General features: G+C 51.4%; 10 protein-coding genes. 9 read left to right on the forward strand and 1 reads right to left on the reverse strand.

What is annotated here, in order from left to right:
- The first annotated feature begins 21 nt into the window (after positions 1–21).
- The 5 genes from VFS25_RS18550 (at position 22) to VFS25_RS18570 (ending at position 11,123) form a co-directional block, all read left to right on the forward strand.
- On the forward strand, positions 22–2,658 hold the full coding sequence (locus VFS25_RS18550; protein WP_326463665.1) for a hypothetical protein: 2,637 nt from the start codon (positions 22–24) through the stop codon (positions 2,656–2,658).
- Positions 2,655–6,596: a contractile injection system tape measure protein gene (locus tag VFS25_RS18555; protein ID WP_326463666.1), complete on the forward strand. Its 3,942-nt coding sequence runs from the start codon at positions 2,655–2,657 to the stop codon at positions 6,594–6,596. The genes VFS25_RS18550 and VFS25_RS18555 overlap by 4 nt, the downstream gene beginning before the upstream one ends.
- Positions 6,593–7,933 carry an ATP-binding protein gene (locus VFS25_RS18560; RefSeq protein ID WP_326463667.1) on the forward strand — a complete coding sequence of 447 codons (1,341 nt, stop codon included), beginning with the start codon at positions 6,593–6,595 and terminating at the stop codon, positions 7,931–7,933. Before VFS25_RS18555 ends, VFS25_RS18560 begins: the two co-directional genes overlap by 4 nt.
- A 216-nt stretch (positions 7,934–8,149) precedes the next feature.
- Complete coding sequence (locus VFS25_RS18565; RefSeq protein ID WP_326463668.1) at positions 8,150–8,596, forward strand: hypothetical protein; 447 nt, start codon at positions 8,150–8,152, stop codon at positions 8,594–8,596.
- Positions 8,597–8,729: 133 nt separating this feature from the next.
- Positions 8,730–11,123: an ABC transporter permease gene (locus tag VFS25_RS18570; protein ID WP_326463669.1), complete on the forward strand. Its 2,394-nt coding sequence runs from the start codon at positions 8,730–8,732 to the stop codon at positions 11,121–11,123.
- 9 nt (positions 11,124–11,132) lie between these two features.
- Here the strand turns inward: VFS25_RS18570 and VFS25_RS18575 are convergent, their stop codons facing one another.
- Complete coding sequence (locus tag VFS25_RS18575; RefSeq protein WP_326463670.1) at positions 11,133–11,711, reverse strand: DUF4157 domain-containing protein; 579 nt, start codon at positions 11,709–11,711, stop codon at positions 11,133–11,135.
- A gap of 122 nt (positions 11,712–11,833) precedes the next feature.
- On the opposite strand from VFS25_RS18575, the gene VFS25_RS18580 reads away from it, so the two are divergent.
- The 4 genes from VFS25_RS18580 to VFS25_RS18595 all read left to right on the forward strand — a co-directional run.
- Positions 11,834–12,229 (forward strand): hypothetical protein, encoded by a 396-nt coding sequence (locus VFS25_RS18580; protein WP_326463671.1) that lies wholly within the window; start codon positions 11,834–11,836, stop codon positions 12,227–12,229.
- A gap of 287 nt (positions 12,230–12,516) precedes the next feature.
- Positions 12,517–13,164 (forward strand): hypothetical protein, encoded by a 648-nt coding sequence (locus VFS25_RS18585; RefSeq protein WP_326463672.1) that lies wholly within the window; start codon positions 12,517–12,519, stop codon positions 13,162–13,164.
- 460 nt (positions 13,165–13,624) lie between these two features.
- Positions 13,625–14,215, forward strand: a complete 591-nt coding sequence (locus VFS25_RS18590) for an RNA polymerase sigma-70 factor (protein ID WP_326463673.1) — start codon at positions 13,625–13,627, stop codon at positions 14,213–14,215.
- A gap of 114 nt (positions 14,216–14,329) precedes the next feature.
- On the forward strand, positions 14,330–15,094 hold a 765-nt coding region (locus VFS25_RS18595; RefSeq protein WP_326463674.1), incomplete at its 3' end, for a FecR family protein.

Below are 15,094 nucleotides of genomic sequence, written 5' to 3' on the forward strand. Positions count from 1 at the left end.
ATCACCCTTATATAAGCAATTATGACGTCGATAGTTATTTCCCGCGATAAGCCCCGGGAACCGGCATTTGATTATGATCAGCTGCGCCACGAAGCTATTGCCCATGTGCAGGCACTGTCCGGTAAGATATGGACAGATTACAACCTGCACGACCCGGGTGTTACCATCCTGGAGCAGCTGTGCTATGCCATTACCGACCTGGCCTACCGTACGGATTTTCCTATAGACGAAATACTGGCCGACAAACATGGAAATATTGATGCGCAACAGCATGCATTTTATGCAAAGGCGGCTATTCTCAGCACCGCCCCGGTAACAGTAAAAGATTACCGCAAGCTGTTGCTGGATGAGGTGGATGAATTGGAAAATGTTTGGATAGAGCCGGCTGCCCCGCCAACGCCGGGCGGCGCTACCAAAGGAATGTACAGGGTGTTGATGCAGGTGCAGGACGAGCTGATGAGCACCGATACAACGCCCGCTACCCTGCAGCAGGTAACGGAAGCGGTACAACGTTGTATGATGGCCTACCGTAATATAGGTGAAGACGTTGCAGATTTTACCGTGCTGCAACCGCAGGAAATATCCCTCAAGGCCGAGATTATGGTTGATAGCCGCTACGACCTGCAGGAGCTGATGGCGCATATCCTGAATGCGCTGGAAACCGTGCTGCATCCACCGGTACGCTTTTTTACAGAAGCGGAGCTGCTGGAAAAAGGATATACCGTTGAAGCTATTTACAGCGGTCCGCTGTTGAAAAATGGCTTCATCATTGACAGCGACCTGCAGCCCCGTTCCGGCATAGTAGACCCGGCTGCGCTGGTAAAGGCCGTATCTGCCGTAGCGGGGGTTACCAAGGTAAAAAGCCTGTATATAGCGGGCGATGATGGGAATTACACCGCCCGCCCCCTGACGCTGAAGGAAAATTATTATCCTTTGCTGCAGGCTTCCAGCGATAACAATGAAATAAAGATATTCAGCGATAAATACGAGTATCGCTTAAAAGAAGTTGCCTTCTGGAACACCTACCAGAAAATGAAGATCATTGCCCGGCGCAGGTTTGTGGGGCAAAAAACAGGAGAAACCGATCCGCCTTTAAAAGCCGCCTACCGCAACCTGGGCTGGTATTATTCGTTGCAGCACCACTTTCCGGATATATACGGCATAGGCTCGCATGGCCTGGGTAAGCACGCGTCTGCAAAGCGCAAGGCGCAGGCCAGGCAGCTAAAGGCTTACCTGTTGTTCTTTGAGCAGCTGCTGGCCAACTACCTGGCGCAGCTGGGTAGCATGGGCAGTTTTTTTTCACCACTGGCCGGGAATGTTGAGCCTTACACATACGCGGCGCAGCCGCTGTATAATGTGCCGCACGCGGGCAGCCTGCTGCACGCCTTTACAGAACAGGGCGGCGCATTAACGTGGGAGCAGTTTATGGAAGATACCGGTAACGGGTATATGAAATCGTTGCAGCAGGAAAAAGACAGTACTTACCAGGAGCGTAAGGAACGTGTGCTGGATCATCTGCTGGCCCGCTTTAACCTGTCGCTCATGAAATACCCCGTTACACTATATGAGCAGCTTTACGGCAGCGGGGAAAAAGTGCGCATAAGCAGGGAGCTGGAATGGAAAGCCGCCATTCTCCGCGATGCAGTGCAGCTCACGGCTAACCGCCTGCGTGCTTTTAACTATACAGCAGATCTTTTTGACCCCGGTGAATACGCAGGCTATGAAAAATGGATGCGGCAGCTGCTGTACATACAGGGCGTACAACGTAAACGCCTGACAGCGGTGTTTGACGAAGACCACCTGAAAGTGCAGGTTAACAAACAGCACGATCACCTGCACCTGTGGTTAACCAAAGAATACAGGTTAAAGGATGAGGTGATCAAGGTATCGGTGCAGGACCTGCCGGAAGCCGCCGATCCGGCGCAGCAGCCGGTGGTGTATGATTATGGCAGTCAGCCGGTATCGTTCCTGAAGCAGGGACTAAGCACAGACAATTACCGTATTGTATATGATGAGGAGCGCCGGGAGCACCTGGTTGTTTACCGGCACCGGCAGCATGAAGTGTGGCGGGTGGTGATCCGCGCGGCCACGCGCGCTGCAGCGCTGCATGCCCTGCAGGATATGATCGCGCACCTGCGCCGGATCAGCATAGGGTCAGAAGGGTTTTACCTGGTAGAGCACCTGCTCCTGAAACCCCGGCATACAGAGCGCAGCTTTGGCTACCGCCTGTATGACCGCAACGGCAACCTGTTAAAGGAGCATCCTTACTGGTACACTTTTGACGAAAGAACCGCCGCGATTCAGCAGCTGCAGGAAGAAGCCGCGCAGCAGCAGGGGTACTTTGTATATTATGTGAAACACGGCTATGGCCGTTTGCTGCGGGAAGACTTTTTCCGTTTTGGCCTTACCGTTATATTCCCTTCGTGGCCGGCGCGCTTTCAGCTGCCGGAGTTCAGGTCGTTTGCAGAAGAGCTGTTCCGGCAATACACGCCCGTGCAGTTTATCATACAGCATAAATGGTTAGGCGTAGGCGACATGCGGAACTTTGAAACCGCTTACCTGGAATGGCTGCAGGCATTGCGCGAAAAGCGCGACCTGCAGCCCGTTACCGCAGCGCTGATAGAAACCCTGGCGCCGGCACATTTTTTTGACAGATGAGTGAAGTGCACCATATTATCCGGCAGTACACCTTTGAGGTGCAAAGCAGCAGCAGGCCCAGGGCGCTGGCGCTGCAGGAGCGCATCAGCCACCTGTTCCGCCAGCAGATCAGCAGCAGCATGGATGCGCTGCTGCAACGCATAGTGCCGGAACAAATGGTGGCTGTGCTGGACACCCTGCAGCTGGATATAGGCACTATCCTGTATAAGGATATAGATGCCGAGTTGCCCGAACGGATAAACGCGGCCCTGGAAAAAGCGCTGTCGGATATTTTGCGTTATGGCGTATCAGGCGAGCAATATACCCTTACGGGCCAGGTGCAGCTTAAAACAGGTGCGCAGCGCCTGCAGGAGCTGCTGCGCCATTACCTGTTAAGCGGCACCATGCCCTGGTGGACCACCGCAGCGGAGCGCGAGCAGCCGGCACAGGCCCTGCTGCAGCTGGTGGCCGCCGCGCCGCAAAGCCTGGCGGTCCTTATAAGGGACATCGGCCGGGCGGCGTATGTACGTCAACGTTTGGCCTACCAGTTCCCGGTGAACGCCGTTCAAAAAGTGGTAGAGGTGCTGGAGCCCGCGGAGGCGGTTTTTATTTTTGCCTATAGCCGGGAGGTGGTGCTGCTGCAGCAAAAGCAGCTCATACTGCAAACAGAAAGCACTACGCTGGAAAGGGCCGTATGGTGGTTTGTGCTCAATTACCTGCTTACAGAAAGCCGCGCCACCTTTAACCGCCGGCAGTTTGTGCACAGCCACCTTACGCAAATGGCGCAGCATTTTAATGTTGCCTATACCCAGCTGCTGCAGCTGTTTTACAATGCGCTGGAATTTTACCGTCAGGACATAGCCGCCGGCTCCCTGGGTGGCTTTATAAAAAGCCTGTACCAGGAGCATACCGGCATACAATTGCCGGAAGGGGCCGCACATGCAACATTGCCCAACGCAGATCCGGCGGCAACGGCCATGGCTGCTGCTCCCGGCGGGCAGGTAGCACTGCTGCGCTACTACCTGCTGTATGGCTCTTTTCCCTGGTGGGCGCCGTATGCATCGCTGCCTGCGCTGTACATGCAGGTAACCGCCCTGGCCAAAGCAGGGGAGGCGCTTTTGCAGGAAATGCTAAGTGCTGTGCTGCCGCAGGAAGCCGCATTTAAAAGATGGACGCATCTTGTTCAAGCCGGGCAGCAGCACGCTGCATTTGCAAATGAAAATATATTGCAGCAGTTAACCGCCGGCATTCCCTTACAGGCAGCCGGCAGTGTAACCCCGCAGCATGTGGTTACCGGCAACGCTGTGCCCCCCGAGCAGCAGCAGCTGCGCGATGTGCTGTTATACCGCCTTTTATATGGCAGCATTCCCTGGTGGGGTAGCACCTATGCCCATTTTTCCATTAACAGCCTTTGGCAGCAGCTGTTGCAGCAATCACCTGCGCAGGCGGCAGCTGTGCTCAAATACGCGGGTACCGTGCCATATGCCCTGGAAAGAAGCCTGCAGGAAACCAGCCCGGAAGTATTGTTGCGCATAATGCAGGCAGCCGGCTTACCCGGGGCTGCATTATCGTTATATGAAAGTGTGCATGCATTATTGCAAACCATAGGCGTGCAAATAACGCCGCCCGCTACCGGTATGCAGCTGCAGCAGCCTTTGCTTAAAAGCTTATGGCTGGCCTGGGCCGGCGCCGGCTACGGGGAGGTAACGCTGCCTGCATTCATAGCACGGGTGTTGCAGGCGCAAAGTGTGCCGGATGCTATGAGCCTGTTGCCCGGCAGCCTGGTGTTTATAATGAAAAGTATGTTGCAGGCTGCGCCAGGTGCGCCGCACCATGCGTTACTGCTTGCCCATATACAGGAATTAACAGAAGCGCTGCAAACCGCGTGGAGCGCCGCTTACCACGCTGCCGCTGCTGCCTGGAATGCCGGTGGCATACAAGGCATGCATCCTTTGCTGGACAATATCCGCAAGGGCATTGCACCCATGGATGCCGCTATAAAAACACAAACAGCACAGCTGGTGCAGGAATGGTGGGCATATTTCCTGCACACCGGCAACCTGCCTGTTACCGCGGGCACTTTTACCCCGGTGCTGGCCGGAGAGCTGGTAGCTAAAATGCTGGAATGGTTGTATGCGAACTACCGGGAGCAGCTGGCTGGTATAGCAGCAGCCGTAAAGCCGGTACCGGCAATGCTTAACCAGCTGTTTCGCATATGGCAGGTAATGGAAGCAACGCCTACGCCTGTACGGGAATTAATAGCTGCCTGGATGCAGGAAGCCATTGCGCCGCTGGCCGCAGACACTATGGTAATACAGGATGGATTATGGCAGGTATTGCCCGGGCCGGGCGCTGCTACTGCTGCCGGTACTGCGCCGGCAGCCGGTTTGCCGGCTGCGGTATCGCGCCTGTTACACCGTTTCCGCCAGTACGCTGCCATTGGCAGTGTTACAGAACAGCAGCACTGGTTGCAGCAGGCCGTGGACGTGCTTACCTTTTTTCTTGCACACAGGCGGCTGCCGGACCACCTTCCCGCTATAGCCGTACCTGCAGCCAACGAGCTGCTGAAACAGGCGGTTATTTTGTTGTTCCGCGAAAGGCCGGAACAGTTAACACAATTGTTCAGCGCCGGCAGCAGCCAGCTTGCGGCCCGGGTTGCCCTGTACCACCTGTTCACTCCACCGGCAGGTATATACGAAGCACAGGTACGGGAAAGCCTGGAAACCTATGCCATGCAGGACAGCCTGCTGCTGTTACAGGAAACAGCGGCGCACAGCCACACGCGGCCGATTGCCGGTTTCAAGGAAGCAGTGCTTTTTTACGCGCAGCACCACCAGCAGGAGCGAATGGCCTTTTACCGGAATATATTTGCGCATAAGATATTGGCCGAACAGGCCGCACAGCAATTGGATGATGCTACCTTCCTGCACATGATGCAGGACATACATATTGGCTGGGGCCACCCGCCGCATGCTGCTTTACGGGAGCTGCAGCAGCTGTTTGATGTCATTATCACCGACAGCTTTGAGAGGGAAAAGATACGCCTGCTTTTCCGGCAATTTCACATACAGTTGCTGGCAGGCGTATTCAGTGTGCATCACGCAGCCGACTATGCACAACGTTTCCTGTTGTTCATTACCGGTAGCGGTTTGCCGGGCGTAGATAATTTTATTGGCAGGCTGGCCGATGCCGGCGGCACCGTTAATGCAGCCGCCTATGCGCACCTGCGTAATATACTGCCGGCCCTGCAGCAGCAGGCAACGCAGTATGTGCAAACACACGCGCACATGCAGCAGGTACGGCAGCAGCTATACGAAAATGAAAAATCGGTTTTGTTCGCAGGTCAAAAGCAGGACCCGCCGGCGCCTGCCATGGTAGCCGCCAATACGCCTGCCGTAACGGAGGAACTGCCGGCGCCCCGCAACATGGAAAAAATAAAGCCGCCGGAGATGGACACTATTTATGTAAGCAATGCCGGCCTGGTATTGCTGCATCCTTTTTTATCCTTTGCTTTCCAGCATTTAGGGTGGCTGCAGGATGGGCGCTTTACCGGGGAGGAAGCCCAGCACCGCGCCATTCATTTTTTACAGTTTACCGTAAACGGGCTGGAAGAGCATCCTGAACACGCCCTGGCATTGAATAAGGTATTATGTAATTTTCCGCTGGAAGCGCCGGTGCCGCTGGAAATAAAGCTCACAGCAACAGAAAAGCAGCTGTCGGAACAGATGATAAAGGTGGTGATACAGCAGTGGGAGAAAATGAAGAACTCCTCTGTAGAAGGCTTCCAGGACGCTTTCCTGCAGCGGGAAGGTGGCCTGCGGCAAACCGAAGAAGCCTGGTTCCTGCGCGTGGAGCAGCGCGGATATGACGTAATTATGCAAACGCTTCCCTGGGGTATTGGCATGATCAAAACCCCGTGGATGGATAAAGTTTTATATACAGAATGGGTATACACATGATCCGTGAAAACGCAGCTGTGCTGCACCGGGAAATGGCCTGGTTCCAGCAGGTGGTGGACATGCGCATGAAAAAATATTTTGGAGAAGACGGTGCCGCTGACCTGCCGGATGAGCCGTCGCCACCGCCGCTGCATGATAACAGCGCCGTATATACGCAGCTGGTGCAGCATTACAACATGAACGCCACGGAGCGCCTGGTGCTGCTGCTGGCGCTGATGCCGCATATTTGCCCGCAGCTGCTGGATGTTTTCTTTACCAAAAATGCTACGTACGACCGTGGCTTTACGGAGTTTGGCGGCATTAAAGGTCAGCACCATGGCGGGTTTTTGCCCACCGGTGAAACCGCCGCTTTCCTGGTAGCCGGGAACAACCTGGAACAGCGTTTCCGGCTCATAGAGCTGTTTGGCCCCGATCATTTTTTTGCCAGGCACTCCATACTAAAGCTGGTACCCGCCAATGCAGATGAGCCATTGCTGGCCGGCGCCCTTAGCTTATATCCCGAATACCTGAGCTACTTTACCCTGGGCACCGCGCACAAGCCGGATTACAGTATCACCTTCCCGGCTAAACGAATAGAAACCGGCCTGGAATGGACCGACCTGGTGCTGGAAGATCATACCATGGAAGAGGTAGAGGAGATCCGCGCCTGGATTGAGCATGGTGATACCCTGATGAATGACTGGGGGATGCACCGCAAAATAAAACCCGGTTACCGCAGCCTGTTCTATGGGCCGCCAGGCACCGGTAAATCCCTGACCGCCTGCCTGCTGGGCAAAACATTCAACATGGATGTGTACCGGATAGACCTGTCCATGATCGTGTCTAAATACATTGGCGAAACGGAGAAAAACCTGGCGCAGGTATTTGACCGCGCGGCCAACCAGCACTGGATATTGTTCTTTGATGAAGCAGATGCGCTGTTTGGCAAACGTACGCAAACCTCCTCTTCCAACGACCGCTATGCCAACCAGGAAGTAGCTTACCTGCTGCAGCGCATTGAAGACTTCCCCGGCATGATAGTGCTGGCCACGAACCTCAAAGCCAATATTGACGAAGCCTTTGGCCGCCGTTTTCAATCCATGATCTATTTTTCCATGCCCGGGCCTGAGCAGCGTTTGCGCCTGTGGCAGCAGGCTTTCCCTGCCAATGTGCAGCTGGAGCCCAGGCTGAACCTGGAGGAAATAGCCCGCAGGCACGAAATGGCCGGCGGCGCTATTATCAACATCAGCCGTTACAGCTGCCTGATGGCGCTGAAGCGCGGCAGCACCACCATCCTGCAGCAGGATGTGCTGGCCGGTATTCGCAAGGAGTTTGGAAAAGAAGGGAAGACCGTGTAGATTTGGCGATAATATGCCTATGAGTAGCCAACTGTATGACCACGTTGAAATTAAAGGCGAACAATAAATTTACAGAACGGGTTGTATGTTTCGGTGTAACAGAAGTGAGAGGCAGGACACCAGTGGTTATTTGCTTGCAGTAACGAAGAATGAACTAGGGAATAAGTAATAAAATATAGATAACAATAACGCCTTTTAATCAATTTAGCACCCAACATGAAACAGCTGCTCATTCTATTAACAGCCACAGTATTATGCTCATGCAACTGGGCGAAGCAAAAGGCTAAATCTACCGTAAACAAAACAGGAGAGGTGGTTGCAAAAGCAGGCGCTGAATTTGCAGACGGCGTTGCAAAAGGGGTGGAAAAAACATTCCGGAACGAAGTAGTTTTTTCCGGCGGGCTGAAAGAGGCCGGGCTGAGCGCCGGAAAAATGACAATCACCAGTGCCGACAGCGCCACAGACAATGTATTAACAGCTTACCTGATTTTTGATAAAGACATAGATCGTCAAATCACTGTAAAAGTATTTAACGAAGAAGGAAAGGAGTATGGCCGCGTAAGGCAAACAGTGCAGGCGCAAAAAGGTGATGCAAAATATATTGACTTTGTTTTTGATAAAAGAACGAATATAGACGGTAAGGGAAAGGTAGTGTTTGAATGAGCGTCCCCAAATGACCACCGCCTGTACAAAAGCGGACACTTTTACGCCAACCACCTGTTGATAACCAGTTATTTAGCTCCCCGGCATTTTTATTGGAGCAGCTGCAGGTTCATCCACCTTTTAAACCAGCTGTATGTTCAGGAACTACTTTAAAATTGCCTGGAGAAATCTCCTTAAAAATAAAACAGCCGCTGTTATCAACATCGGCGGCCTCTCTGCAGGATTAACCGTTGCCATGCTCATTGGCTTATGGATGTACAGCGAACTTTCCTACAACCACTATCACCCCAACCATAAAAATATAGCGCTGGTAATGGAAAGCCGCCGCACCAGCAGCGGCGTAGGCGTTTCCTGGAATACGCCTTATCCTACCGGTCCTGAACTGCGCAACCTGTACGGCAGCGATTTCAAACATGTGATCATGTCATCGTTAACATCGCATGAGGTGTTAACCAGCGGCCGCACGCCGCTCAACAAAAGCGGTTATTATATGGAGCCGGGCGCCATTGACATGCTGGGCATCCGGGTGATCAAAGGCAGCCCTGCCGCATTAAATGACCCGTCTTCCATTATGCTGTCGGCCTCCGTAGCAGCAGCCTTTTTCGGGGACCGTGATCCTATAGGGCAGCTGATGAAGATCAACAATGAAGTAGCAGTAAAGGTAGCGGCAGTATATAAAGATATTCCTGCCAACTCCGATTTCAGCGATATGCAGTTCCTGGCATCCTGGAAGCTGTATGTGGCTAACAGGGAGTGGATCCAGAAAGATAACTGGGACCAGGACGGGTTTCAGACGTATGTACAGGTAGCAGACCATGCAGGCATGGAACAGGTATCTGCGAAAATAAAGGACCTGAAGCTCCGCCGCGTTACCGGGGAAGAGGCCCGGCAGCATCCGCAGATGTTTCTTTTTCCCATGGATCGGTGGCGGTTATATTCTGAATTTGATAACAATGGTATAAGCACAGGCGGCAGCATCCGTTATGTATGGATGTTTGGTATCATTGGCGTATTTGTATTGCTGCTGGCCTGCATTAATTTCATGAACCTGTCTACTGCCCGCTCGGAAAAACGTGCGCGGGAGGTGGGCATCCGCAAAGCCATTGGCTCTATGCGCAAGCAGCTGGTAGGCCAGTTTATGAGCGAGTCGCTGCTGGTAGTGGCTTTTGCGTTCGTAGGGTCCCTGCTGGTAACACAGCTGATGCTACCGTTCTTTAACCAGGTAGCCGGCAAAAAGATCAGCATTCCATGGGAACAGCCGCTGTTTTGGGCCGCCGGTATTGGCTTTAGCATATTAACAGCCTGTATCGCGGGCAGCTACCCGGCTTTTTACCTGTCTGCCTTTCAACCGGTAAAAGCGTTAAAAGGCACTTTCCGTGCAGGGCGTTTGGCGGTAGTACCGCGTAAAGTACTGGTAATAGTGCAGTTTACCGTATCGGCTACGCTTATCATTGGCGTGATGGTTGTGTTCCGGCAAATACAGCTGGGCAAAAACCGGTCAGTGGGCTACAGCCCCAACGGCCTGGTAATGGTATCAACGCCTACGCCTGAAATACATGAACATTTTGCAGCCGTGTATGACCAGCTCAAACAATCCGGTGCGGTAACGGAAGCGGCAGAGTCGCTGAACCGCATAACCGGCGTAAGCTTTGGCGCCAATGGGCTGGACTGGGACAATACAGGGCCCCACTCCGACGAATGGTTTGCAAAAGCATATGTGACCGCGGGGTTTGGCAAAACAGTAGGCTGGAAGTTGGCGGCAGGCCGGGATTTTTCTCCGCAGCTGGCGTCTGACTCCAACGCCATTGTGCTCAATGAAGCAGCCGTTAAATACATGGGTTTAAAAGATCCGGTAGGCAAAGTGATTAAAATAACACTGTTTGACAAAACAACCCCATACACGGTAATAGGCGTTATTAAAGACATGTTGATGGAGTCGCCTTACCGCGCCATAAGAAAAACAGTGTACATGCTGGATAACCACAAGGGCAACTACCTCAACATCCGCCTGAACCCTCACATGAATACCAGTGCGGCATTACAGCGGATAGAGGAAGTATTTAAATCCTACATGCCTGATGTGCCTTTTGAATACAGTTTTGTAGATGATGAATTTGCAAAAAAGTTTGAGAGCGAGCAGCAGGTAGGCAGCCTGGCCACCCTGTTTGCGGTACTGGCCGTTTTTATCAGCTGCCTGGGGCTGTTTGGGCTGGTGGCTTTTGTAGCAGAGCAGCGTACCAAGGAAATAGGCGTGCGCAAGGTATTGGGCGCTTCCGTGTTCAGCATCTGGCGTTTGATCAGCCGCGAGTTTGCCTGGCTGGTATTGATTGCCTTGCTGCTGGCCGTGCCGTTATCCTGGTATTTTATGCATAGCTGGCTGCAGCATTATGAGTACCGTACCACTATTCCCTGGTGGGTATTTGTAGCCGCCGGCGCAGGCACATTATTTATTACGTTATTAACGGTAAGCCACCAGAGTATTAAAGCGGCGCTTATGAACCCGGTGAAGAGCCTGCGGTCCGAATAGCAGGCTGCGTTATGCGTTCATGGCTTTGGCGCCCATTACATCGGCTTCGTGCTCCAGCCCCGGATCATCGTTTACCGGTACGCTTTCTTTCAGTTGTGTGGTGGCCTGCACGCGGCCCTGCCGTTGCTGTACCACATGCCAGGCTTCGTGCGGCAGGTGTTTTTCCTGTCCCGGCCCTATGTGGATGTTGCTGCCCTGCGCATAGGCCAGCGCATTTAGCTGGGCCGGCTGGCTGGAGTTGTAATGTACTTTCACATCAGACATATCCATACCCGACAGGTTTTCTATACCGGATTTAAGATTATCCGGCATCCCGGTATTATTGGCTTTCCGTTGTACGGTAAATTTTCCCTGCAGGGGTTTTTCTTCTTCCTTTAAAGGCGCTTTCTGTATCACAAACTTTCCTTGTGCAGGTAGCTTTTCTTCTTCCTCCGGTTGCAGCTGGGTTACAAATTTACCTTGTACCAGCTCGTCCATATTGGCGGCATTTTTTTGTAAAGGTGCACCGGGAACGGCAGGTAAGGCGGTTGGTTCGCTGGCCGCTGCGCGGGAGGAGTAGGAATGGTCTGATGAGGAATATGTAAACATAGTATGAGGGTTTACCGGTTACAGCACATGCTGCTATCATAAATGTAATAAAAATATTTGTTAATGGCATTGTCTTTGCTTGTCATACAAAAATCTTCCTGTATACAACTAAAATTCACAGTATGAAAGCATTGCTATTTTTACCACTGTTAGTGATGAGCGTATGGATCACTGGCTGCACCAAGAAGTATGAATATGTAACCCCTAACCAAACCATCCAAACTACTATACAAAAAGCAGACTGGCAGCTGACGGATGTTCCCAGTTACGCTGTTACCCTCAGCATGCCGGAAATCACCGACCAGGTGAACCAGGATTTTGGCGTATCTGTATATATATCTGCAGATGGGGAAACTTTTGAGGCCATCCCTGAAGTTTACGGAGGTTACAGCTACTCCTATACATACACCACCGGAAGCCTTACTATTGAAGCACAGGATGTAAGCGGCAGCAGCGCGGGGGCAGCGCCGGACAAGCCTATTATTGTAAAGATTGTGCTGGTAGAGTCAGAACCATAAACAACAGCTACGCTGACCTGATAAACAGAAGGTTGTCTGCTAAAATGGACAACCTTTTTTCATGTACCTACCTGTTTATGTAGGTGGTTGGTATTCCAAAACTCCCTAAATTCGCTATACTTTTTTTACTGCTAAAATAATGCATGTAGGTTTAACCATTCCACGAACATAAACATCCAAAACAATCTTTAGTTACAGTCTATTTGCGTTGTTAATACCAATAGCATTGTTTTAGCCACCCCGGAAATTCAAATATTATGAAGAAAAATTCATTTAATTGCAGCGGTATGCGCACGCTTCTCGCATTCCTGCTAACCATTGCCGGCTCTTTTGCAGTTAGCGCGCAGGGCAACAACAACTACCGTCCGCTGGCGCATGCTCCCTGGACCTATGAGCAAAACCTGCAGATCCCCTATGAGCAGTACAGCATTTGTGCCGGCGACAATGCCGTGCTTATCGCCACATCCGGCCATCCTTTCCCGGAAACCCTTTGGTACGATGCACCCAAAGGAGGTCATTTGCTCCATACCGGCAGCGCTTTTAAAGTAAGCCCAAAGGAAACTACAGTGTATTATGCCGCCTCTGAGCTATATACAGCAGAACGGGGCCGCGACGCCATTACCGTTACCGTAACACCTTGCCAGTGCCGCCAGCCTCTTGACGGTGGCCTTGGCTTTGTGAACGTGCCGCCCCAGGCTGTAAAGCTGGATCTGGCGGCTGATACGGAAACCGGTGACCTGTTGCTGCATGGTAGGGAAGCCTGGCAGGGCAGCCTGCTTACCATACAGGATAGCCAGGGCCGTGAGCTGCAGCGGGAAATACTGAAAAGCGACCGTTTCCGCCTGTTTGGCGCATATACAGATGGCGTGTATATCGTAAATGTTACCACACCCGAAGGAAAAGTGCTCATCGGCAAGGTAAGGTTGTACCAGTAAAGCGCATTAAAAAAGCATGGAGTTAATGTTCACTGTCTGCATGATGTTTACAACATGGGGCCAATGAACCATGCTGTTTATTATCCTGCCCTATCAGTATTAATTATTCATTATTAATTGCAATAACGGCACTGCATATACGATCAATTTGTTTGCCCAAAAAAATGGCTGTTTTATCATAAAACCGGCCATTTAGCCGTTCAAAATATAAAAGGGACATTCACGGCAGGTGAACGGGTAAAACGGTCAATTACCCGGTTGAAGGCATATGGGGGCTATACACAACTTTAGTGTTATCCCGAAATTAAAAGGACATACTTATCAATGCAAAGCACATTTGCAAATATTTTAATTTAAATTTTTGTTATAAAGTGAGCAGAATTGTCACTATTTTATAGTGAAAAAGAGGGAAACTAATGCTTTGGGGGAAGCGGGACTGCTTTTACAACCAAATGCCGACATGAACACATTAGATGCAGTATTAGTAGAACGGCTACACGAAAATGAAGTAGCCGCATTTGATACCCTGTACTGGAAGTATCACGAAGTAGTTTATCGCAACATCCTGAAACTCGTGAAAGAGACGGTAGTTGCAGAAGACATTTTGCAGGAGGTTTTTATAAAGCTGTGGGAAAAAAGGCAGGAGATCAAGGCATCGCAGTCTGTAGCGGGCTGGCTGTTTGTGATTAGCTTTAACCTGTCTGTAAACTATACCCGTAAAAAGCTGCGCGAACAAACCTTTCACCAGAAGTTACTATCGCTTGGCCCGGGCGAAGATGCGGGGCCGGAACGCAAGGTTATGCAGGAGGTGCAGTACCATTTGCTGGAGCAGGCCATTGCAGAGCTGTCGCCGCAGCGCCGCCGTATTGTAACCCTGTGCAAGCTGGAAGGTAAAACCTATGATGAAGTAGCCCATGAGCTTAATATCTCGCGTAATACTGTTAAGGAACATCTTTCCGCCGCCATGGTGAAATTAAATGATTACATACAAAAGAATGCAGAACATAAGTATGTGCTGTTATTCCTTCTTTTCCTTAACCACGACTGGTAGATGCCTGTAAAAACGCCCTGTTTTACATTAGTCTAAATAATATATGAAATTTTCTTGTGGAAACACCCACCCTTTTTTTACACCTCATTGTATTTAAATTAAACAACCGACAGCGTGCACAATAGGAAGGAATATCTCAGGCATTTATTACATACAGATGAATGGACGATTGCTGAGAAAGAATGGATGCTGCAGTATTTGGATGAGAACGATCTTTCGGAGCTTGAAGCATTAGCCGCAGAAGAATTCAATGCAGACCTGGAAACGGTAAAACATATCCTTGACAGGAAAGCATCAGAAAGTCTGCTGGAGCGCATTCACCGGGATATGGATATACCCGCGCCTGCCCTTTTACAACCTAAAAGGAGAACGGCAACGGTATACATGCTGCGGGCAGCAGTAGCAGCAGCCATCCTGTTAATAGCCGGCATCGGGTATTATACCGTTACGCGCCAGGCTGTTAAACCGCTGGTAGCCGCCACCGGCAACGAGCGTAAAACAATAAAGCTGCCCGACGGTTCGCTGGTATCGCTGGAACCTGGTTCCTCACTGGAATACCCGGAACAGTTTAATAAAGATACCCGGGAGGTGCGCCTGAAAGGAGAAGCCTTTTTTGAAGTGGCGCATAATGACAAACAGCCGTTTGTGATACATTCGCCGCTCATTAATACTACGGTGCTGGCCACCTCTTTTAATATAGAGGCAAAAGATGCGGGGGCCGCCAGGGTAGTAGTAGTTACAGGCCGTGTGCAGGTGGAGGCAAATGAACAATCCGGCGGAAAGGAACAGGCCATGATTGTTACCGCTAATAAAAGCGCGGTGTACAGCAAGGCAACCGACCGGCTGCAGATGCAGGATGCAGAAGATGATGCCCGCTTT

The sequence above is a fragment of the Chitinophaga sp. genome, from assembly GCF_035761305.1.
Classification (GTDB): domain Bacteria; phylum Bacteroidota; class Bacteroidia; order Chitinophagales; family Chitinophagaceae; genus Chitinophaga.